A 19,415-nucleotide genomic window follows, 5' to 3' on the forward strand; every position below is an offset into this window, starting at 1 on the left:
TCCGCAGCTGTCGGAGTGAGCAGCCCCGCCCTCGTCGGACGCTCGGGCTCGCAAGAATTTTCTGCTGATGTTGCGCCCAGCATGGACCATCTGGACCAGCTCGAGGCGCAGAGCATCTACATTTTCCGCGAGGCCTTCGCCCGCCTGAAGAAGATTGCCCTGCTGTGGTCGCTCGGCAAGGACTCCAACGTCATGATCTGGCTGGCGCGCAAGGCGTTCTTCGGCCGCATGCCGTTCCCGGCCCTCCATGTCGACACCGGCAAGAAGTTTCCGGAGATGTATCGCTTCCGCGATCATTACGGCAAGGAGTGGGATCTCGACCTGCGCGTCGAGCCGTGCCCGCCCATCGATGCCGTCGACCCAACGCTGCCGCCGGCCGCCCGTTCCGCCGCGCGCAAGACCGAAGGCCTCAAGATGGCGCTCGGCAAATACGGTTTTGACGGCCTGATCGCCGGAATCCGCCGCGACGAGGAGGCCACCCGCGCCAAGGAGCGCGTGTTCTCGCCGCGCGGCCTCGAAGGCAATTGGGACGTGCGCGACCAGCCGCCAGAGTTCTGGGATCATTTCAACGCCTCGCCGCCGCAAGGCGCGCATTTGCGCATCCATCCGATCCTGCATTGGACCGAGGCCGACATCTGGGCCTACACCAAGCGCGAGAACATCCCGATCATCCCGCTCTATCTGTCGCAGAACGGCAAGCGCTACCGCTCGCTGGGCGATCAGGACATCACCAATCCGGTCGTTTCGACCGCGTCGACCATCGACGAGATCCTGGTCGAGCTCGAGCAGACCAAGGTGCCGGAGCGCGCGGGACGCGCGCTCGACCACGAGACCGAGGACGCCTTCGAGCGTCTGCGCGTCGCCGGCTATCTCTGACCTCAGGACGCAACGCGGCCATGAACATGATCGTCACCCCCGCTTCGCCCGCGACCCCGAACGGCACCACGCGCCCGCAGGTCCGCATCGTCATCGTCGGCCATGTCGACCACGGCAAGTCGACGCTGGTCGGCCGCCTGCTGCACGAGACCGGCAGCCTTCCCGATGGCAAGCTGGAGATGCTGAAAGCCGTCAGCGCGCGGCGCGGCATGCCGTTCGAATGGTCGTTCCTGCTCGACGCGCTCCAGACCGAGCGCGACCAGGGCATCACGATCGACACCACGCAGATCCGCTTCCGCACCAATTCGCGTGACATCGTGCTGATCGACGCGCCCGGCCATGCCGAATTCCTGCGCAACATGATCACCGGCGCCTCGCAGGCCGACGGCGCGGTCCTGATCATCGACGCGCTCGAAGGCGTGCGCGACCAGACAAGGCGGCACGGCTATCTCCTGCATCTGCTCGGCGTGAAGCAGGTCGCAATCGTCGTCAACAAGATGGACCGCGTCGACTTCTCTGCTGAACGTTTCAAGGAAATCAGCGACGAGATCTCGGCGCATCTGCAAAGCCTCGGCGTGAAGCCCACGGCCGTGATCCCGATTTCCGCACGCGACGGCGACGGCGTCGCGATGCGCACCGACCGCATCGGCTGGTACAAGGGACCGACCGTGGTCGAGGCGCTGGACCAGCTCGAGCCGGCGCGGCCGCTGGAAGCGCTGGCGCTGCGGCTGCCGGTGCAGGCGATCTACAAGTTCGATGACCGCCGCATCGTGGCGGGCCGAATCGAATCCGGCAGCCTGATTGCCGGCGACGAGGTCGTGATCATGCCGGCCGGCAAGATCGCCAGGATCAAGACGGTCGAGAGCTGGCCGGCAACGCCGATTGCCGGACGTCAGGGCGCGGGCCGCTCGGTCGGCATCACGCTCGACCGCGAATTGTTCATCGAGCGCGGCGACATCATCGCGCATACAGGCAGTGCCCCGCGCGAGACGCGCCGCCTGCGCGCGCGCATCTTCTGGCTGCACGACAAGCCGCTAGCCAAGGGCGACCAGCTCCTGGTCCGCTGCGGACCGAAGGAAAGCCGCGCCACGGTCGTCGCCATCGAGAAGGCGGTCGATCCCGGCGAATTGTCGAGCGTCGAGAACAAGGCGATCGGCCGCAACCATGTCGGCGAGATCGACATCTCTCTTTCGAATCCGATTGCCACCGATCCCTACACCGAGAATCCGCGCACCGGACGTCTCGTGATCGAGGTCTCCGGGCGCATCGCCGGCGGCGGCCTCGTGCTGTCGGTCGATGCCGGACAGCGCGCGGTGCCCGTGGACATCGTGCCGGTGGAATCGGCGCTCCGTCCCGACGAGCGCTCTGCGCGCTATCAGCACAACGGCGCCGTGGTCTGGCTCACCGGCCTGCCGGCCTCCGGCAAGTCGACGCTGGCGAAGGCGCTGGAACGGCGGCTGTTCACCAATGGCGGCTCGCCGATCCTGCTCGACGGCGACACGCTGCGCGCAGGCCTCAACGGCGATCTCGGCTTCTCCGCCTCCGATCGCAGCGAGAACATCCGCCGTCTCGCCGAGGTCGCCACGCATCTCGCCCGCAACGGCCACATCGCGATCGTCGCCGCCGTCTCGCCCGCCCGCGAGGACCGCGCCACCGCGCGCCGCATCGCCGACACCGCGTTCCGCGAGATCCATGTCGCGACACCGGCCGGCGTCTGCGAGGAGCGCGACCCCAAGGGCCACTACAAGAAGGCCCGCGCCGGCGCGCTGGCGTCGTTCACCGGCATCGGCAACGACTACGAGGCGCCGCAAGCGGCCGAGCTCGTGATCGACACCTCGACACGGACGGTCGCCGAGGCGGCAGACGAGATCGAACAGATGCTGAAGACATCAGGCGTGCTGTTCGACGAAGTCGTGGATCTCGCCGCGAATATTTGAGGCGCCGATTATCGCGCCACATCATCGGTGTCGTCCCGGCCTAGTGCGCAATTGCGCACGGGGGCCGGGACCCATACCGCGTGATCTTTCGGTGGGGATGAGGTGCGAGTCCCGGACTACTAATCTTCGCCAAATCTCTCCCTGTGGTTATGGGTCCCGGCCTTCGCCGGGACGACGCCGGGGAGAGATCGCGCCCATTGCTTTGGCATTTGACGCCAGGTGCCGCCCTCGCTGGCCTCCACCTCTTCTTGACATTTTGACAAACCCCTGGGGGTCTTCTCACCGCCCCGTTTTTGGGGCTAATAGGACCCCGAAAGCCGCTCCCTTGGAGCGCATTTTGCTGCTGTCGGGTCAAAAGCAGCCAAAAAACAGCCATTTCCAACAAGAAAGACCATCATGAAACGCGTCGACGCCCACGGATTGAAGATCGCTCCCGTCCTGTTTGACTTCATCGCCAAGGAAGCGGCCCCGAAAACTGGGATCGCGCCGGATGCGTTCTGGGCCGGGGTTGCCGCCATCATCAAGGACCTCGGGCCGAAGAACCGGGCGCTGCTCGCGGTGCGCGACACGCTGCAAGCCAAGATCGACGACTGGCACCGCGCGGGCAAGGGCAAGGCGTTCGACCTCAATGCCTATACCGCCTTCCTGAAGGAGATCGGCTATCTCGTCGAGGAGCCCGCGACGCAGAAGGTCGAGACCGCCAACGTGGACGAGGAGATCGGCAAGATCTGCGGCCCGCAGCTCGTCGTGCCCCTCACCAATGCGCGCTATGCGCTGAACGCGGCGAACGCGCGCTGGGGCTCGCTCTATGACGCCTTCTACGGCACCGACGCCATCCCGCACGATCCGTCCGAGAGCGGCAAGGGCTACAACAAGGCGCGCGGCGACAAGGTGATCGCGAAGGCCAAGTCCTTCCTCGACGCCGCCGTGCCGCTCGCGACCGGCAGCCACACCGACGTCACCGCCTACAGCGTCGTCGCGGGCCAGCTCGCGGTGAAGCTGAAGAGCGGCAATGCGACCGCGCTGAAGAACGCGGCGCAGTTCGCCGGCTTCCAGGGCGATGCGGCCGCGCCGAGCGCCGTGCTGCTCGTCAACAACGGCCTGCATGTCGAGGTGACGATCAACCGCAACAGCGCGATCGGCAAGGACGATCCCGCCGGCGTCGCCGACATGGTCATGGAGGCCGCGGTCTCGACCATTCTCGACATGGAGGACTCGGTCGCCGCGGTCGACGCCGAGGACAAGGTGCTGGTCTACCGCAACACGCTCGGCCTGATGAACGGCACGCTCTCGGCCGACTTCGAGAAGGGCGGCAAGACGCTGACGCGCTCGCTCAACGCCGACCGCAGCTACAAAACGCCGGACGGCAAAGGCGAGGTCAGGCTGCACGGCCGCAGCCTGCTGCTGATGCGCAATTGCGGTCACCACATGTTCACCGACGCGGTGCTGGACGAAAAGGGCGAGGAGGTCCCGGAGGGCCTGTTGGATGCCGCCGTCTCCGGCCTGCTCGCCATCCACGACCTCAAGGGCAACTCCAAGGTCAAGAACAGCCGCACCGGCTCGGCCTATATCGTCAAGCCGAAGATGCACGGCCCGGACGAGGTGTCCTTCACGTGCGAGATTTTCGATCGCGTCGAGAAGATGCTCGGCCTGCCGGAGAACACGCTGAAGGTCGGCATCATGGACGAGGAGCGGCGCACCACCGTCAACCTCAAGGCCTGCATCCAGCGCGCCTCCAAGCGCATAATGTTCATCAACACCGGCTTCCTCGACCGCACCGGCGACGAGATCCACACCTCGATGGAAGCGGGCCCCATGATCCGCAAGAACGAGATGAAGGCGCAGGCCTGGATCAAGGCCTACGAGGACTGGAACGTCGACATGGGCCTGATCGACGGGCTGCCCGGTCATGCCCAGATCGGCAAGGGCATGTGGGCCGCGCCCGACAAGATGGCCGACATGCTTCAACAGAAGCTCGCCCATCCGCAGGCCGGCGCCACCACTGCGTGGGTCCCCTCGCCGACCGCCGCGACGCTGCACGCGCTGCACTACCACCAGGTCAACGTCATCGCGCGCCAGGAGGAGCTGACCAAGGGCGGGCCGCGCGCGAAGCTGTCCGACATCCTCACCATTCCGGTGTCGAAGTCGAACTGGGCGCCCGACGACGTCAAGCAGGAGATCGACAACAACTGCCAGGGCATCCTCGGCTATGTCGTGCGCTGGATCGACCAGGGCGTCGGCTGCTCCAAGGTGCCCGACATCCACGATGTCGGCCTGATGGAAGACCGCGCCACCTTGCGCATCTCGAGCCAGCACCTCGCCAACTGGCTGCACCAGGGCGTCATCACCGAGGCGCAGGTGATGGAATCGCTGAAGCGCATGGCCGTCGTCGTCGACAAGCAGAACGCGGGCGATGCCATCTACAAGCCGATGGCGCCCGCCTTCGACGGCGTCGCCTTCAAGGCCGCCTGCGACCTCATCTTCAAGGGCCGCGAGCAGCCGAACGGCTACACGGAGTACATCCTCACCGCGCGCCGCCGCGAAGCGAAGGCGGCGGGGTAAGCCCGGATACGCAAACAGCAAAAGCCCCGGCTCACGCCGGGGCTTTTTTGTTGGGCGAAACGTCGCGGCGCGAGGAGGAACGGCTGCGCGCCGCTCGCGTTGTCGGGCCATCAACCAACGGGAGATGGTCATGGACTGGAATCGCATTGAAGGGAACTGGAAGCAGTTCAAGGGTTCGGCCAAGGAGAAGTGGGCCAAGCTCACCGACGACGACCTCAAACTGATCGAGGGACGCCGCGAACAGCTCGAGGGCCGGCTCCAGGAACGCTACGGCAAGGCCAAGGACCAGGTTCGTCAGGACGTCGACGACTGGCTCAAGACGCTGCACTAGACGCGGCAAAAAAAGCCCCGGCGTAAGCCGGGGCTTTTTTGTTGAAAGAGCCGTAGCCCGGATGAGCAAAGCGACATCCGGGACGGCGGGTCCCGCATATCGCTTCGCTCATGCGGGCTACAGGCCTCGCTAGAACACCGTGAGATATTTCAGCAGCGACACCACGCCGATGATGATCACGATCACGCGCGCGATCTGCTTGGCGCGGCCGTCCATCGGCAACATGTTGATGAGATAGAGCACGAGAATAACGACGAGAAAGGTGACGAGTACGCCGACCAGCATCGCGAGGCCCCCTTCAGGCAGATTGCTAACGATATCCTAACGTCTGTCTCACGCGCAGGTTCCATCCGGGCAACCCATTGCAACTTCTAGTAAATGCGTACTTCTACCGGCAGGCCAGCGGCCGAAAACTTTACCCTTTTCCTTTCAGATGCAGAAACCGTTTGAGCCCCTGAGGCGCAAACGGCGTGCGATTGCCGATCTGCCGCGCCCCCGTTTGCCGATGTTGCCGGGCGTCTTCACGAAATTTGCAATGGGAATTTGGGGGGACTTCGATGCTCAATCGTCTGACCGTATCCGCGCTGCTGAAGGCGGTGATCGCGATCACGTCGGTCTGTGTGGTGATCGTACTCTCGCTCACCGCCTATGAATCCTGGGATCGGCTGAAGACCGCCAACCGCATTTCGCAGATCGCGGACGCCTCCGCCGATCTGTTCAAGGCGATGCACAATCTGCGCACCGACCGCTCGACCACCAACCGGCTCCTCAACTCGACCGACCCGATGGACGGCGAGATCGAGAAGTATCTGCGTGCAATCCGCGACGCCCAGATGCCGGCGATGGCACGCGCGCTGGAGCTGCTGCCGACCATGGACTTTCCGCAGTCCGGCACGCTGGTGCCGGAGCTCGCGCGCCTCTACAAGTTGCTGAGCGAGGAGCAGAAGCAGTTCTGGGAGGACGTGGCCAAGCCCAAGGACCAGCGCCGCGCGGGCCTGCCGAAGGAATATATGGAGACGACACAGGGCCTGCTCGAGACGCTCGACAAGCTCTCGAGCGTCCTGGCCGCCACCGTCAACCACCAGGACGCCGTGATCGACCAGCTGCTGTCGATCAAGCAGAGCGCCTGGCTGCTGCGCAACACCGCGGGCGAAGCCTCGCTGATCGTCTCGACCGGACTCAACGCCGGCCGCATCGCGCCGGAGACCCGCCTCGCCTATACCCAATTTGTCGGCGGAACGAGCGCGATGTGGAAGGCGCTGGAATTGTCGACGTCGGGCATGCAGCTCCCGCCCGCATTGTCGTCCGCCGTGGCGGCGGCCAAGGCCGCCTATTTCGATCCGCAATATCTGGCCCTTCGCGACCGCCTGGCCAATATGCTTGCCAATGGCGAAAAGGCCGAGATGACCGCGAACCAGTGGACACCGGTTACGGTGGGCCGTCTGGCCAGCGCGGTTGCCGTCGCCGAGACGGCGCTCGACGCCGCCAAGAGCCATACGCTGGAACAGCGCTCCGCAGCTCAACGCGCGCTCATCATGCAGCTCGCACTTCTGGCGCTCGCCATCGCCCTCGCCGTGGGCGCAATCATGCTGGTCAACCGCCGCGTCATCCATCCGCTCAACACCATCCGCGACGCCATGCTGAAGGTCGCCGGCGGCGACCTTGCCGTGGACAGCGGCTATCTCGACCGCAAGGACGAGATCGGCGCGCTCGCCGGCGCGCTGGAAGCCTTCAAGCAGCAGGCGACCGACAAGCTCAAGATCGAGGAGCAGGAGCGCGCGCGCAATGCGGGCGCTTCGGCACGCCAGCGCGCGATCGAGGTCTATGTCGGCGAGTTCGAGGGTGCGGTGCGCAAGACGCTCGGCGAATTGAGCGAGGCCTCCGGCGCGATGCGCAAGACCTCGGGCGACCTCTCCGCGGTGTCACGCCAGACCAACGACCGCGTGCAGGTCGCCGGCAAGGCCTCCAATGACGCCTCCATGAGCGTCGACAGCGTGGCCGCCGCCGCCGAGGAGCTCTCTGCCTCGATCAACGACATCAGCCAGCAGGCCGCCCATGCCGCAGGTATCGCCGGCCGCGCCGTCACCCAGGCGCGCGAAACCGACGGCACCGTGCAGGGCCTGGCAAAATCCGCCGGACGCATCGGCGAGGTCGTCGGCCTCATCAACACCATTGCGGCGCAGACCAATCTGCTCGCGCTCAACGCCACGATCGAGGCGGCGCGCGCCGGCGAAGCCGGCCGCGGCTTTGCCGTGGTCGCCTCCGAGGTGAAGTCGCTGGCGAGCCAGACGGCCAAGGCCACCGAGGAAATCTCCGAGCAGATCGCCGACATCCAGCGGGTGGCCGGCGACGCCATCAACGCGATCCAGACCATCGGCGGCATCATCGGCGAGGTGAACGAGGTCGCGACCGCGATCGCGGCCGCCGTGCAGGAGCAGGGCGCGGCGACGCAGGAGATCACCCGCAGCACGCAATTTGCGGCGCAGGGTACCAAGAACGTCTCGGACAACATCACCGGCGTGAAGGCCGATGCGGACGCCGCCGCGGCGGCCGCGGACAACGTCAAGCACGCCTCCGAGATGCTGGAGAGCCAGAGCCGCCAGCTCGGCGAGGACGTCACCGGCTTCCTCGGCAAGATCCGCGCGGCGTAACACTGAGGCTTTAGCCCCGCTAGCAGCCAGGTACTCCGCTGTCGTCCCGGCGAAGGCCGGGACCCATACCCCCAGGGAGAGGTTGCGGCACGAGCCGGTAACCACGAGTCTTCGCCAAACCCGGCCCTGTGGTTATGGGTCCCGGCCTTCGCCGGGACGACAGTTGAGATTGAGGCACCCGCATCGCATCATCACACGCGATGCGACCCTATTCCTTCGCCACCACCGGCACCTGGCGGAACTTGGCGCGGACCGAGTCCGGCAGCGGGGAGAAGTTCATCGCGACGCCGCGGCGATCGCCAGCGTTGCGGCCGGCGACCACCAGGCCACCGGCGCCCGCGACGATGTCACCCTTGCGCAAGGTGGGGTCGTCCTCGACCTTGACCTGGGCGAGACCGACCGGATCCTTGCCATTGCAGGTGCAGCCCGACACGATCTCGTTGCGGTAGCGGAAGGCGTTCGGCAGGTCGGAATAGGACTTTCCGCTCTCGGTCGTGGCGTCCTCGATGTTGCTGCCATAGACCAACGAGGTTTCCGAGGTCGGGCAGAAGCTCTTGCAGGATTGTGCCTTGCTCTCGGCGTCATTTCCCTGCGCGGGGAAGTAACGGCCATCGCAACCGCGCACGCAATAGGCGGCGCCGCCGCCATAGTAAGCCCGCTGCCGCGGCGTGTCATAGCGCGGCATGTCGTCATTGGGGAACGGCATCCGGATCTCCGGTGGCGGGCGCATCCGGAAGCCGCCGAACAGCGCCGAGAAGAAATCCTCCGCATGCGCCGGCGGCACCAGCGCGAGGCCGAGGGAGGCGGCGGTGAAGATCGCCGCGGCGCCACCGGCCAGTCTGCTGATCGAACGTCTCTTCATGCGCTTTCACCCAGTTCTCAGTTCACGGCCGACGTCGGGATGTTCAGGGCCTGCCGGCCCGAGGGTAGCGTCGTCGCCGCAGGGCGCTTGCGCCAAGAATCACTCCCCTTGTCGCCGCCTCTCGCCATCAGCGGCACGTTCTTCGGCAGCACCACGACCCTGGCGCCGATATTGACGCGGCTGAACAGGTCGGTGACGTCTTCGTTGGTCATGCGGATGCAGCCCGAGGAGACGAACTTGCCGATGGTGGTGGGATCGTTGGTGCCGTGGATACGGTATTCGCTCGAGCCCAGATACATCGCACGCGCGCCGAGCGGATTGCCGGGTCCGCCGGCAACGAAGCGCGGCAGATAGGGCTGGCGCGCGATCATCTCGGCCGGCGGATGCCAGTCCGGCCATTCCGCCTTGCGGCTGACGCTCTGCACGCCCGACCAGGTGAAGCCCTCGCGGCCGACGCCGACGCCGTAGCGGATCGCCCGGCCGTTGCCGAGCACGTAATACAGGTAGGTATTGCCGGTATCGATCACGATCGTGCCGGCCGGCTCGCCGCGGTCGAAGCTGACGACCTGCTTGCGCAGCCGATCGGGCAATTGGGCATCCTCGTCGGCCGTTTGCGCCGGCTCGCTGATATAGCCCTGCGAATAGCTCGGGCCTTGTTGATACACTTGCGGTTGCATCGGCACATAGCCCAGCGTCTGCGCGCTTGCGCTAGCGAAGGGCACAGCGAGCAGAGCAGTTGCGAAGGCAAAAGTGGCGGCGGCGCGCGGCGAGAAGCTGCGACGGACTAAAGAGACCTTTGTCATGTGCTGCCCCATTGGATGCGTGCATCTCAGGTGATGCGGCTTCCCAACAAACGCAGCCGGGCCGACTCAAGTTCCGCCGCCATCTGCGGCGGCGACGTCACAGTCAAGCGAGCGCAACTTCACGAAGCTGCGATGGAACCGCGGCGCCCCTCCGGCGTTTCCCGATGACCAATGGGCGCCCGGACACCTCCGTGCGGGAGAGATATTGTGCGCGTCCTTCCCAGTGAACGTCTGATTTCCGGCAACGGCGAAGGCGCCCCACTCCCCGACAGCCATAGCGAGCTGCCGCCGATCATTCGCCGCACCGAGTTCGTCGCCTACGCACTCGCCGGCCTGCTTCTGATCGCCGTGATCGGGGTGCTGTATTTCGCCAAGGCGTTCTTCCTCCCGGTGGTGATGGCCGTCGTCGCCGGTACCATGCTCTCGCCGGCCGCAAGCTTTCTGGAACGGCGGGGCGTGCCGCGCGCGCTCGGCGCCGTGCTGCTCGTGACCGCGGTGACGACGGTGGTCGCCTTCGTCGTCGCGCTGATTGCCGTGCCCGCGATGGAATGGAGCTCGCGCCTGCCGGAACTGGGCGCGCAGTTGAAGGAGAAGCTGCACGTTTTCGACCGGCCGCTGGCGCTGTGGAAGGAGCTGCAAACCATGGTCGGCGGCTCGGAGGGTCTGCCAAGCCTGCCGCTGCCGAAGGCCGAATGGGTGCAGCCGACGCTGGAATTCCTGTCGCCCACCTTCGCCGAATTCCTGCTGTTCTTCGCCACCCTGATCCTGTTCATCGCAAGCTGGCGCGACCTGCGGCGGGCGCTGATCATGAACTTCGGCGACCGCGACGCGCGGCTGCGCACGCTGCGGATTCTCAACGAGATCGAGGTTCATCTCGGCAACTACCTGTTGACCGTCACCGTCATCAATATCGGCGTCGGGGTCGCGACCGGCATCATCTGCGCCATCACCGGCATGCCAAATCCGGCCGGGCTCGGCGCACTCGCGGCGGCGCTCAACTTCATCCCGATCATAGGACCGGTCGCCATGTTCGTGGTGCTGGCCCTGATTGGGCTGATTGCCCTCCCGACCATTGGCGGCGGCCTGATGGCGGCCCTCGCCTTCGGCGGCATCACCTTCCTGGAGGGACATTTCATCACGCCGACCATCATCGGCCGCAGGTTGTCGCTGAACGCACTCGCCGTCTTCATCGCGCTGGCCTTCTGGACCTGGCTGTGGGGACCAATGGGCGCGTTTCTGTCGTCGCCGCTCCTGATCGTGGGCCTCATCATGAAGGAGCATCTGTTGCCGGAAGATTCGCCGCAGCTCCCGCAGGCGTGACGGGCTCCCGCGAACGGAACTTCCGTCACGACGAAACGTTTTCCGCCCATCTCACCGCCAACAGTTCGGAGTTTGCGATGTCAATAGCCGACGGCGAAACCAGGATGAGAGACTGGATCGACAAAGCCACCGCAGAACGCCTCGAGAAGGATGTAGCAGCCGTGAAAAACGATATCGCCGCCCTTACCGACCAGATAACCGACGCGCTCAATACCTTTGCCAATTCGGCGGGAAAGCAGGCCCGGCGCGGCTACAAGCAAGCGCGCGAGAACGTGGATTCGACGCTCGACGACATGTCCGAGCGCGGCAGCGCCATGATGGGCGCGGCGCAGGATGCCTATGGCTCGATCGAGGAGACGCTGGAAGACGCCATCACCGCGCGGCCGCTCGCGACCGTCGGTATCGCGCTCGGCATCGGCTTCCTGATCGGCGTCGCCTGGCGCCGGTAAAGCGCGGGAAGGCCCCTGAGACCGCGGCGGCGCGGCCGCCGTCGCCTCAGGCTTGTGGGGGATTGAGGAGCAAGGGCATGTTTCAGCGTATTATCGACGGCATCAGCGCATCGACCGGGACGACGGTCCGTCTGACGTCGCTCGCCGCAGGCGCCGCACTCGCGCTCTTCATCACGACATGCTTCCTTTGCGCGGCCGCGTTCATCTCGGTGCTGGAAAAATACGGACCGGTGCAGGCCTGCCTCGCCGGCGCCGGCATCTTTTTCCTGCTGACGCTCACCGCGGCGGGTACCTATTGGGGCTACAAGCGCGAGGTGCAGAAGCGCGCCCAAATCGCGGCCGAGCGCGCCGCGAAGTCGGCGGCCTCGAGCATGCTCACCGATCCCGTGCTGCTCGCGACGGGACTCCAGATCGTTCGCGCCATCGGGGTCAAGCGGCTGTTGCCGATCCTGGCGATCGGCGGCGTCGCACTCGGAATCATGGCGAGCCGGGCCGGCGTATCCGACGAGGCATCGGCTGAACCTGCCGAGTAACGGTACGGGCACCACGCCCGATTTGAATTATCCCCGGCTGCCGGCAGGGCGTTCCCGGAGGGTCCGAGCGCACGGACTGTGAACCTCCCGCCGCCAAGGGGTTGCCGACCTCGGAGGCGCGGGCCGCGATCGCAGGGCAGATCCTCTTCCTTTGCAAAAATTGCGTCCCAGGCGGGCTAAGGGCGGACACGCGAACGCACCGGCGCGTCCTGCGTAATTTTTCGCCAATCGGGACAAACCTGACCTACTCACGCAATCGCTACTCGGATAGGTAGGCGGTTGCCGCTAAAAGATCGCCCCTGATTCCGAAAGTCATTTTCCGCGATGAAACCGTCCGTCAAGGCGAACCTCGCCGCATTCCATCCCGACGCCAGGCTGTATTTGACGCTCGGCATCGCCAACTGGTCGGTGTTCGTCGACCATATCCCGAACAACGTCGTCAACCTGCTGACGCTGCGCAATTTCGGCTTCAGCGGCGCCGCCGACCTGTTCGTGTTCGTGGTGGGCTATGGCGTCGCCATCATCCACGGCAGGATGGCGTTGGAGCGCGGCTACATCGTCGCGGCAACGCGCGTCTTTCGCCGCGTCTGGCGGCTCTACGCCGCCTATGTCGTGCTGTTCGTGATCTACATCGACGCCATCGCCTACGTCGCCTCGCAATCGATGGCGCCGGAGATCATTCACGAATACAACATCTCAGGGATTCTCGAGCACCCGCTGCGCATCCTGGTCCGTGGCCTGGTGCTCCAGGAAGAGCCGCTGAACCTCGACCTCCTGCAACTGATGATCCCGCTGATGGCGTTCTTTCCGCTCGTGCTGTGGGGGCTGCTGCGATGGCCGCACCTGACGCTGGCGGCATCGGTCGGGCTGTACGCCGCGGCGCGCTGGTTCGACTGGAATTTCCGGGTCTATCCGGACCAGGAGTGGACCTTCAATCCGCTGTGCTGGCAGATGCTGATGGTGCTGGGCGGCTGGTTCGCCGTGACAGGCGCCCCCGGCCGTGCGCTGCGTGGCATGTCCTGGCTGCGGAGCCTCGCAGGCGCCTATCTCGTCTTTGCGATGGCCGTCACCCTGATGCGCCATTCGCCGACGCTGTCCGCCCATTTGCCGGACCTCCTTCTCAACAGCATCGCGCCGACCGACAAGGAAAACCTCGCGCTCCATCGCGTGGTCCACTTCCTCGCGCTCGCGCTCATTGCGACCCATCTCATTCCGGCCGATCATCCCGGCCTGAAATGGCGGCCGCTTCAGGCGGTGATCATATGCGGCGAGGAATGGCTCGCGGTGTTCTGCGTCGCAGTGTTCCTCTCCTTCGCCGGCCATCTCCTCCTGATCACCGGGCCGAACCTGGTGGTGATGCAGGTCGCGGTGAGCATCGTTGGCTTCGCCGCGATGATCGCGGTCGCCTATTACATCATCTGGTCGAAGCGGCAGGACCTGCCTGCGGCCCTGCGGCAGCAGACCTGACAACATAATCGTGCGATTCTGCTAGGCCGAGACCTGTGGCTGCGCTATGCGGAGGGACTCTGCGTGAGGAGACCGGGCGTGGCGATGGCGAAAGGCGGGGGTGAAGAGGCTGACAGCGCGCCCAGGCGCGGCCGGCCGCGGTCGATCGAGACCTCCAACGCCATCCTCGAAAGCGCCTATGCGCTGATGGCCGCCACCGGCCTTGCCGCCACCACCATCGACGCGGTCGCGCGCCACTCCAGCGTCTCCAAGATGACGATCTACAAATGGTGGCCATCGCGCGAGGCGCTGCTGATCGACGCCTTTCTCCACCATGCCGCGCAGATGCTGCCGCTGCCCCCGGTGAGCTCCGGCACGCCCGCGGCACGCGCGCGCCGCCATGCGGCGGCCTATGCCGAGGCGCTCCAGGGCGAGTTCGGCAAGGTGCAGCTCGCCGTCATCTCCGAATGCATCTCCAAGACCGGCTCAGCCGAGCTGTTCTACGCACGCTACCTGCAATTCCGCCGCGACGCGCTGGTGGAGATGATCGCCGCGGGCCAGAAGGACGGCAGCGTCCTGGCCGAGGGGGCGCCTGAGGACCTCTATGACGCGATCTATGGCGGCCTGTTCTACCGCTACGTCTTCGGCATCGCGCCGATCACGCCGGCTTACGCACGCAGTCTGGTCGATCTCGTATTGCGACCGAAGGGCTAGATCAGGCGCTGAAAATGCCCGCCGTCCGTCCCCGACTCAAGTTCTACGCCTTGGTGATAAGAACGCGCGGACATCTCATGTCTTTTCCCACAGGAGCATCAGTCTCATCATGATCAAACGCATCTTGCCATACGAAGGATTGCTCCACGAAGTGGTCGAGCATGGAGGCGTGCTTTACATCGGCGGAATCGTCCCTGAGGACACGAGCCTGGACATGTCGGGTCAGGCAAACGATGTGCTTGGCCAGCTGTCGCGTCTCCTGGAGACTCTCGGATCTGACCTGGCCAACGTCTTGCAGGTGACTATTTTCATGACGAATCTGAGCGAGAAGGCTGCGTTCAATGCGGCCTGGAAGGCGCACTTCGCAGAAGCTCATCTGCCTGCGCGCGCCGCCGTCGGCGTGGCCGATCTCGGTTCAGGCGTCAAGCTCGAGATGACCGCAATCGCTGCTCGACCGACCTCGAGCTGAAGTGCGCGAGGTTTATCGCACAGGCCTCACCGGGGCCGAGAGCTTGTCCGTGCGGTCACGCTCGGACATATCGACGACCGTCTCCATCGGAGCGGTCAGCTCGTAGACATAGGAGACGTCGGTGAAGTAGCGCTTGGCGGTTCCGCCGAGCGCTTCGGGCGCGACGCGGTCGAGCAGGATCAGGCCGAAATCAGAATCCGGGCGGCGCGTCGCCTCGCTGGTGTTGAACTCCTCCCAGCGGAAATGGAAGACCTCATCGGTCCCCTCGCCCGTCACCGTCCAGTTGGCGGTGATGTGCGGATGCTTGCCGACCAGCGACAGGCCTTCGTCCGAATGCGAGGCGAGCTCGAAGAACAGAAGTGACAGGCTCTGCGCCGCGCGCGCGCTTACCGCGATGTCAGGACCGGTGACGGCGATGCGGTCCGCATGCGGAATGGCGCGCGCCTCGAACAGGCCCTTCAGCTTGACGCCCTGCCACTGGCTCTCGCTGAGCAGCGAGACCACGTTGGACATGGCGTGGATGCGGCCGATCAGCAGCTCGCGCGCGACGTCGATGTCCGAGCCGTGGCGCAGCGTGCGCGTCACGATCGACTGGATCACCGCCAGGATGTTCTTGACCCGGTGGTTGAGCTCGTCGATGACGGCGGTCAGGCGGCGCTCGAAGCCGATCCGCACCTGGATTTCCCGGCTGAGCCTCAAATTGTTGTAGGCGACATAGCCGAACAGGCCGCACACCATCGCGGTGATCGCAAAGCCGATCGCTGCCACGATGACCGCAGTCTGCTCGGCACGCCGCGCCGAATTGGTTTTGGCGTAATAGCCGAGCTGCCAGTCGCGGCCGCCGAAGCTCACGGTGCGCGTCGCCGATGGCGCCGGCCCGTCCACCGCCGTCATGCGCGTGGAGACAATGCCCTGGTCGTTGGCGACGAGCTCGCCGCCGTCCTTGCGTGGATCCTTGAGCGCGACCGCGAACAACGACATGTCGTCGTTGGTCAGCATCAGCGAGGCGAGCTCGTAGGAGAATGTGACGAACCCGGCCGGCTCCGTTGCCCCCTCGGGAATCACGGGAGCAGCCACGATGATGCCGATCGGACCATTCCCGCGCAGCAGCGGCACCGGGTCGGAGGCAACCGACCGCTTCTCGATCCGAGCCCGGGCGAGCATCGCGCTGCGCACCGGATCCTGGTCATAGCTGCGGCCGGGCAGCGCCTTGGTCTCGTCGCTGCGCGGCTCGAGATCCATCAGCACGTCGATCGGATGGGTGAGGCTCGCGGGGGCGATGGGCTTGTCGCTGTAGTCCCGGATCTGCGGCTTCGGGAAGCCGGCGGCCGCGATCGCGGCCTGCGCCGCAACGAGCTCGTTCGGCTGCAGCCGGGCGACCCAGCCGGCCACCACGAAATCGGTCTTGAAGGCGTAGATCGCCGAGCGCAGCGGCTCCAGCATGTTGGGCTTGAGCACCGACGGCGCGCGGAACAGGCCGGAGGCGACACGCGCGAGCAGCTCGCGCTCGGTCAGCCGGTCCTGCACCAGGCTCGCATGGACGTCGATCGCACGCGCGAGCGCGATCCGGTCCAGCGCCAGCTCCTGGTCGTGGACGCGATAGGCGGCAAGCCCGGAAAGCAAGGCTCCGAGCAGGGCAATGAAGCCGATGATGAAACCCAGCCGGACCACGCGACTACTCAGACGGAAGCAGGAGGTCGGCAATAAACACGGAGCATATGAACGCCGCTCGAACGGCCAAGTGCCGAAACAGGATGAACCCCGATGGCGGAGATAATGGAGGAGGAGGCATCAGTACGCAACTTGGGTCGCCTGATAAGCTTAATCCGCCCGGCCGGCCGGTCGTCCGTCCGGAATGGATTTGCCCCGGGTACCGGAGGTAATCAATCGCCGTGTCCCAAATTTGTTCCGCGGATACGGTCTGCCTCAGGCGTTAACGGCGGAAAAGGCCTGTGCCAAGTCGTCGCGTCCGTCAGCCCGCCCGTTTCAGGCCGCCTTTGGCCTCGATGAAGCCGACGATGCGGTCGAGCCCCTCGCTCTTCTTCAGGTTGGTCATGACGAAGGGGCGCGCGCCGCGCATCCGCTTGGCATCCGTCTCCATCTTCTCCAGGGAGGCGCCGACATGGGGCGCAAGATCGATCTTGTTGATGACCAGGAGGTCGGATCGGGTGATGCCGGGGCCGCCCTTGGACGGGATCTTGTCGCCGGCCGCCACGTCGATCACGTAGATGGTGAGGTCGGCAAGCTCCGGGGAAAAAGTGGCAGCGAGATTGTCACCGCCGGATTCGATCAGCACGAGGTCGAGGCCGGGGAATTTCGCGCGCATGTCCGCGACCGCTGCGAGGTTCATCGAGGCATCTTCGCGGATCGCGGTGTGCGGGCAGCCGCCGGTCTCGACGCCGGCGATGCGATCCGGCGTCAGCGAGCCCGAACGCACCAGAAATTCGGCATCCCATTTGGTATAGATGTCGTTGGTGATTGCCGCGATGTCGTAGTGTTCGCGCATGGTCTTGCAGAGCAGATCCATCAGCGCGGTCTTGCCCGATCCGACCGGACCGCCGACGCCGACACGCAAGGGGCCGTGAGATTTCGACATGTAGCTCGCTCTCTCCTAGTGTCGTCCCGGCGAAGGCCGGGACCCATAGCCACCGAATTCAATTGATGCGGTAGGCTGTGGCTGCAGTTGTGTATCGCCACAAAGACTTGTGGTTATGTGTCCCGGCCTTCGCCGGGACGACGGAATACGGCGCGACCCGCTCACGACCTGAACAGCCGCGTATACTGCGTCTCGTGCCGCAGGCTGGCGAGGTCGGCGCGAAACGTCGCGCTGCCGAGATCGTCCAGCGTCGCACTCAGCGCACGATTGGCGGTCGCGGCAACCGCTGCTTCCAGCCGCACCAGCACGCGCTGGCTGTCGGTCTGGCCGAGCGGAATGAGGCGACTGGCCGCGGAAATCCAGTTCGAGACCACAGCGTGCAGGAAGGCGTGCAGCGTCGGCGCCAGCGGCACGCCGTGCATCGCGGCGACCACGCCGACCGCGACGGGGTAGACCAATGGCGTGCTGCATGCCGCAACCATGGCATCCAGTCCCTCCGCGTCCCACGCGGCGCGGGCGATGTCGATGAAGGCGCGGCCCTGCGAGCTCGTTTCGAGCTGCCGCTCGCGCGACGGCACGAAGGCGCTCGCGAGCTCAGCGATGTCGCGCAAGGCGGTCTCCTCGCCCGCTTCAGTGGCGCGATAGGCCTGGACCAGGAACGTCGCATCGCAGAAGCCCGAACCGTCGCCGAGCATCGCATCGAGCCAGTCGGCGAGCGTCGCCGTGTCGGTGATGTCACCCGCCTCGACCGCCCATTCGATCCCGCTGGAATAGGAGAAGCCGCCGACGGGAAACGCCGGCGACAGCCAGGTCATCAGCCGGTACAGCGCCGCCGCCTCGCACGCGGCGAGGTCACCGGCATTGACCGGCTCATTTGTGGTCATGAGCATGCTTGTGGCCGTGGTGGTGGTCGGGATGGTCGCAATGCTCGTCGTGATGATGGTGATCGTGCCCATGGTCATGCGCGGCATGATCATGGGCATGGTGATCGTGGGCATGATGATCATGGCCGTGGTCATGACCGTGGTGATCATGATGATGGTCGCCATGATCGTGATGGCCGTGATCATGATGCGCATGGTCATCGTGCCCGTGCGCATGACCGGCATCGGCGTAGGCACCGCCTTCGGGATCGAACGGCGCCTCGATCTCGACGACACGCGCGCCAAGACCCTTCACCATGGCCTCGATGACGTGGTCGCGGCGGATGCGCAAGGCTTTGGCCATGATCTGCGTCGGCAAATGACGGTTGCCGAGGTGCCAGCCGACGCGGATGAGGTGGTGGGGATCACGGCCGCGGATCTCGAGCAGCGGCTCGGGCGCCGCAACCACTTCGACCAGCCGGCCGTCCTCCAGCACCAGCGCATCGCCGCCGCGCAGTGCAACGGCGTTCTCCAGGTCGAGCAGGAATTCGAGCCCCCGCGTCCCCGTCATCGCCATGCGGCGGCGGTGCCGATCGTCGAAATCGAGCACGACCGTGTCCGCTGGTGCCTCCGTGAAGCGGTGCTGTCCCCTAACCTGCGTCGCCCGGATCATTCGCTTCTACCCTGTTACCGTGTCTCGACCTTCTCGGGCGTGATCACTTCGACCTTCGGCGGCGCCGTGAAGCACTTCACCGCAATGCGGCCGAACGTCTTCATGTGCTCCATGCCACGGTGCGGCACCAGCGCCTCGGCATTCTCCCACTGCTCCACGAACACCATCTTGGTCGGATCGGTGACGCTTTCATGCATATCATAGGCGATATTGCCGGGCTCTTTCCGCGTCTCCTTGATGCAGGCGGTGGCGGCTGCAATGAACTCGGCGCGAGTCTCGGGCTTGATGGTCAAGGTGGCAACGACGTAGATCACGAGAAATCCTCCCGGC

19 protein-coding genes are annotated in these 19,415 nt (G+C 65.4%); 11 read left to right on the forward strand and 8 right to left on the reverse strand.

Features of this window, described 5'->3' with window-relative positions; translation table 11 throughout:
- The first annotated feature begins 81 nt into the window (after positions 1-81).
- The 4 genes from cysD (at position 82) to A3M7_RS0112295 (ending at position 5,706) form a co-directional block, all read left to right on the forward strand.
- Positions 82-876: a sulfate adenylyltransferase subunit CysD gene (gene cysD / locus A3M7_RS0112280; protein ID WP_027544222.1), complete on the forward strand. Its 795-nt coding sequence runs from the start codon at positions 82-84 to the stop codon at positions 874-876.
- A gap of 20 nt (positions 877-896) precedes the next feature.
- Positions 897-2,813, forward strand: coding sequence for an adenylyl-sulfate kinase (cysC, locus tag A3M7_RS0112285; RefSeq protein ID WP_027544223.1), 1,917 nt, complete (start codon positions 897-899; stop codon positions 2,811-2,813).
- A 396-nt stretch (positions 2,814-3,209) separates the two neighbouring features.
- Positions 3,210-5,375 carry a malate synthase G gene (locus tag A3M7_RS0112290; protein ID WP_027544224.1) on the forward strand — a complete coding sequence of 722 codons (2,166 nt, stop codon included), beginning with the start codon at positions 3,210-3,212 and terminating at the stop codon, positions 5,373-5,375.
- 130 nt (positions 5,376-5,505) lie between these two features.
- The gene (locus tag A3M7_RS0112295) at positions 5,506-5,706 is read left to right on the forward strand and encodes a CsbD family protein (RefSeq protein ID WP_027544225.1); all 201 of its coding nucleotides are present in this window, start codon (positions 5,506-5,508) and stop codon (positions 5,704-5,706) included.
- 129 nt (positions 5,707-5,835) lie between these two features.
- Here the strand turns inward: A3M7_RS0112295 and A3M7_RS46410 are convergent, their stop codons facing one another.
- Positions 5,836-5,991, reverse strand: a complete 156-nt coding sequence (locus A3M7_RS46410; RefSeq protein ID WP_042335954.1) for a Thivi_2564 family membrane protein — start codon at positions 5,989-5,991, stop codon at positions 5,836-5,838.
- Positions 5,992-6,263: 272 nt separating this feature from the next.
- Between A3M7_RS46410 and A3M7_RS0112305 the strand changes: the two genes are divergently transcribed.
- Positions 6,264-8,357, forward strand: a complete 2,094-nt coding sequence (locus A3M7_RS0112305; RefSeq protein WP_027544226.1) for a methyl-accepting chemotaxis protein — start codon at positions 6,264-6,266, stop codon at positions 8,355-8,357.
- A 208-nt stretch (positions 8,358-8,565) separates the two neighbouring features.
- Here A3M7_RS0112305 and A3M7_RS0112310 read toward each other — a convergent pair whose 3' ends face one another.
- Together A3M7_RS0112310 and A3M7_RS0112315 are read right to left on the reverse strand one after the other, a co-directional pair.
- The gene (locus tag A3M7_RS0112310; RefSeq protein WP_027544227.1) at positions 8,566-9,219 is read right to left on the reverse strand and encodes a DUF2865 domain-containing protein; all 654 of its coding nucleotides are present in this window, start codon (positions 9,217-9,219) and stop codon (positions 8,566-8,568) included.
- Positions 9,220-9,236: 17 nt separating this feature from the next.
- On the reverse strand, positions 9,237-10,022 hold the full coding sequence (locus A3M7_RS0112315; protein WP_027544228.1) for a L,D-transpeptidase: 786 nt from the start codon (positions 10,020-10,022) through the stop codon (positions 9,237-9,239).
- 207 nt (positions 10,023-10,229) lie between these two features.
- On the opposite strand from A3M7_RS0112315, the gene A3M7_RS0112320 reads away from it, so the two are divergent.
- The 6 genes from A3M7_RS0112320 to A3M7_RS0112345 all read left to right on the forward strand — a co-directional run bounded on the left by A3M7_RS0112320 (position 10,230) and on the right by A3M7_RS0112345 (position 14,953).
- Positions 10,230-11,342 carry an AI-2E family transporter gene (locus A3M7_RS0112320; protein WP_027544229.1) on the forward strand — a complete coding sequence of 371 codons (1,113 nt, stop codon included), beginning with the start codon at positions 10,230-10,232 and terminating at the stop codon, positions 11,340-11,342.
- 77 nt (positions 11,343-11,419) lie between these two features.
- Positions 11,420-11,791, forward strand: a complete 372-nt coding sequence (locus A3M7_RS0112325; RefSeq protein WP_027544230.1) for a YqjD family protein — start codon at positions 11,420-11,422, stop codon at positions 11,789-11,791.
- A 77-nt stretch (positions 11,792-11,868) separates the two neighbouring features.
- Positions 11,869-12,324, forward strand: a complete 456-nt coding sequence (locus tag A3M7_RS0112330; protein ID WP_027544231.1) for a hypothetical protein — start codon at positions 11,869-11,871, stop codon at positions 12,322-12,324.
- 324 nt (positions 12,325-12,648) lie between these two features.
- Positions 12,649-13,791, forward strand: coding sequence for an OpgC domain-containing protein (locus A3M7_RS0112335; RefSeq protein WP_027544232.1), 1,143 nt, complete (start codon positions 12,649-12,651; stop codon positions 13,789-13,791).
- Between the two features lie 84 nt (positions 13,792-13,875).
- Positions 13,876-14,484 (forward strand): TetR/AcrR family transcriptional regulator, encoded by a 609-nt coding sequence (locus A3M7_RS0112340; protein ID WP_049823339.1) that lies wholly within the window; start codon positions 13,876-13,878, stop codon positions 14,482-14,484.
- 109 nt (positions 14,485-14,593) lie between these two features.
- Positions 14,594-14,953, forward strand: a complete 360-nt coding sequence (locus A3M7_RS0112345; protein ID WP_049823340.1) for a RidA family protein — start codon at positions 14,594-14,596, stop codon at positions 14,951-14,953.
- A 12-nt stretch (positions 14,954-14,965) separates the two neighbouring features.
- On the opposite strand, the gene A3M7_RS0112350 is transcribed toward A3M7_RS0112345, so the two are convergent.
- From A3M7_RS0112350 to A3M7_RS0112370, 5 genes are all read right to left on the reverse strand, one after another.
- Complete coding sequence (locus tag A3M7_RS0112350; protein ID WP_027544235.1) at positions 14,966-16,624, reverse strand: HWE histidine kinase domain-containing protein; 1,659 nt, start codon at positions 16,622-16,624, stop codon at positions 14,966-14,968.
- A gap of 301 nt (positions 16,625-16,925) precedes the next feature.
- Positions 16,926-17,549, reverse strand: coding sequence for an urease accessory protein UreG (gene ureG / locus A3M7_RS0112355; RefSeq protein ID WP_027544236.1), 624 nt, complete (start codon positions 17,547-17,549; stop codon positions 16,926-16,928).
- A 161-nt stretch (positions 17,550-17,710) separates the two neighbouring features.
- Positions 17,711-18,439, reverse strand: coding sequence for an urease accessory protein UreF (locus A3M7_RS0112360; RefSeq protein ID WP_084302074.1), 729 nt, complete (start codon positions 18,437-18,439; stop codon positions 17,711-17,713).
- Positions 18,420-19,085, reverse strand: a complete 666-nt coding sequence (locus tag A3M7_RS0112365) for an urease accessory protein UreE (RefSeq protein WP_027544238.1) — start codon at positions 19,083-19,085, stop codon at positions 18,420-18,422. The genes A3M7_RS0112360 and A3M7_RS0112365 overlap by 20 nt, the downstream gene beginning before the upstream one ends.
- Before the next feature lie 14 nt (positions 19,086-19,099).
- Positions 19,100-19,399, reverse strand: a complete 300-nt coding sequence (locus tag A3M7_RS0112370; protein ID WP_027544239.1) for a putative quinol monooxygenase — start codon at positions 19,397-19,399, stop codon at positions 19,100-19,102.
- Positions 19,400-19,415 lie beyond the last annotated feature (16 nt).

The organism is Bradyrhizobium sp. WSM2254 (assembly GCF_000472645.1).
GTDB lineage: Bacteria > Pseudomonadota > Alphaproteobacteria > Rhizobiales > Xanthobacteraceae > Bradyrhizobium > Bradyrhizobium niftali.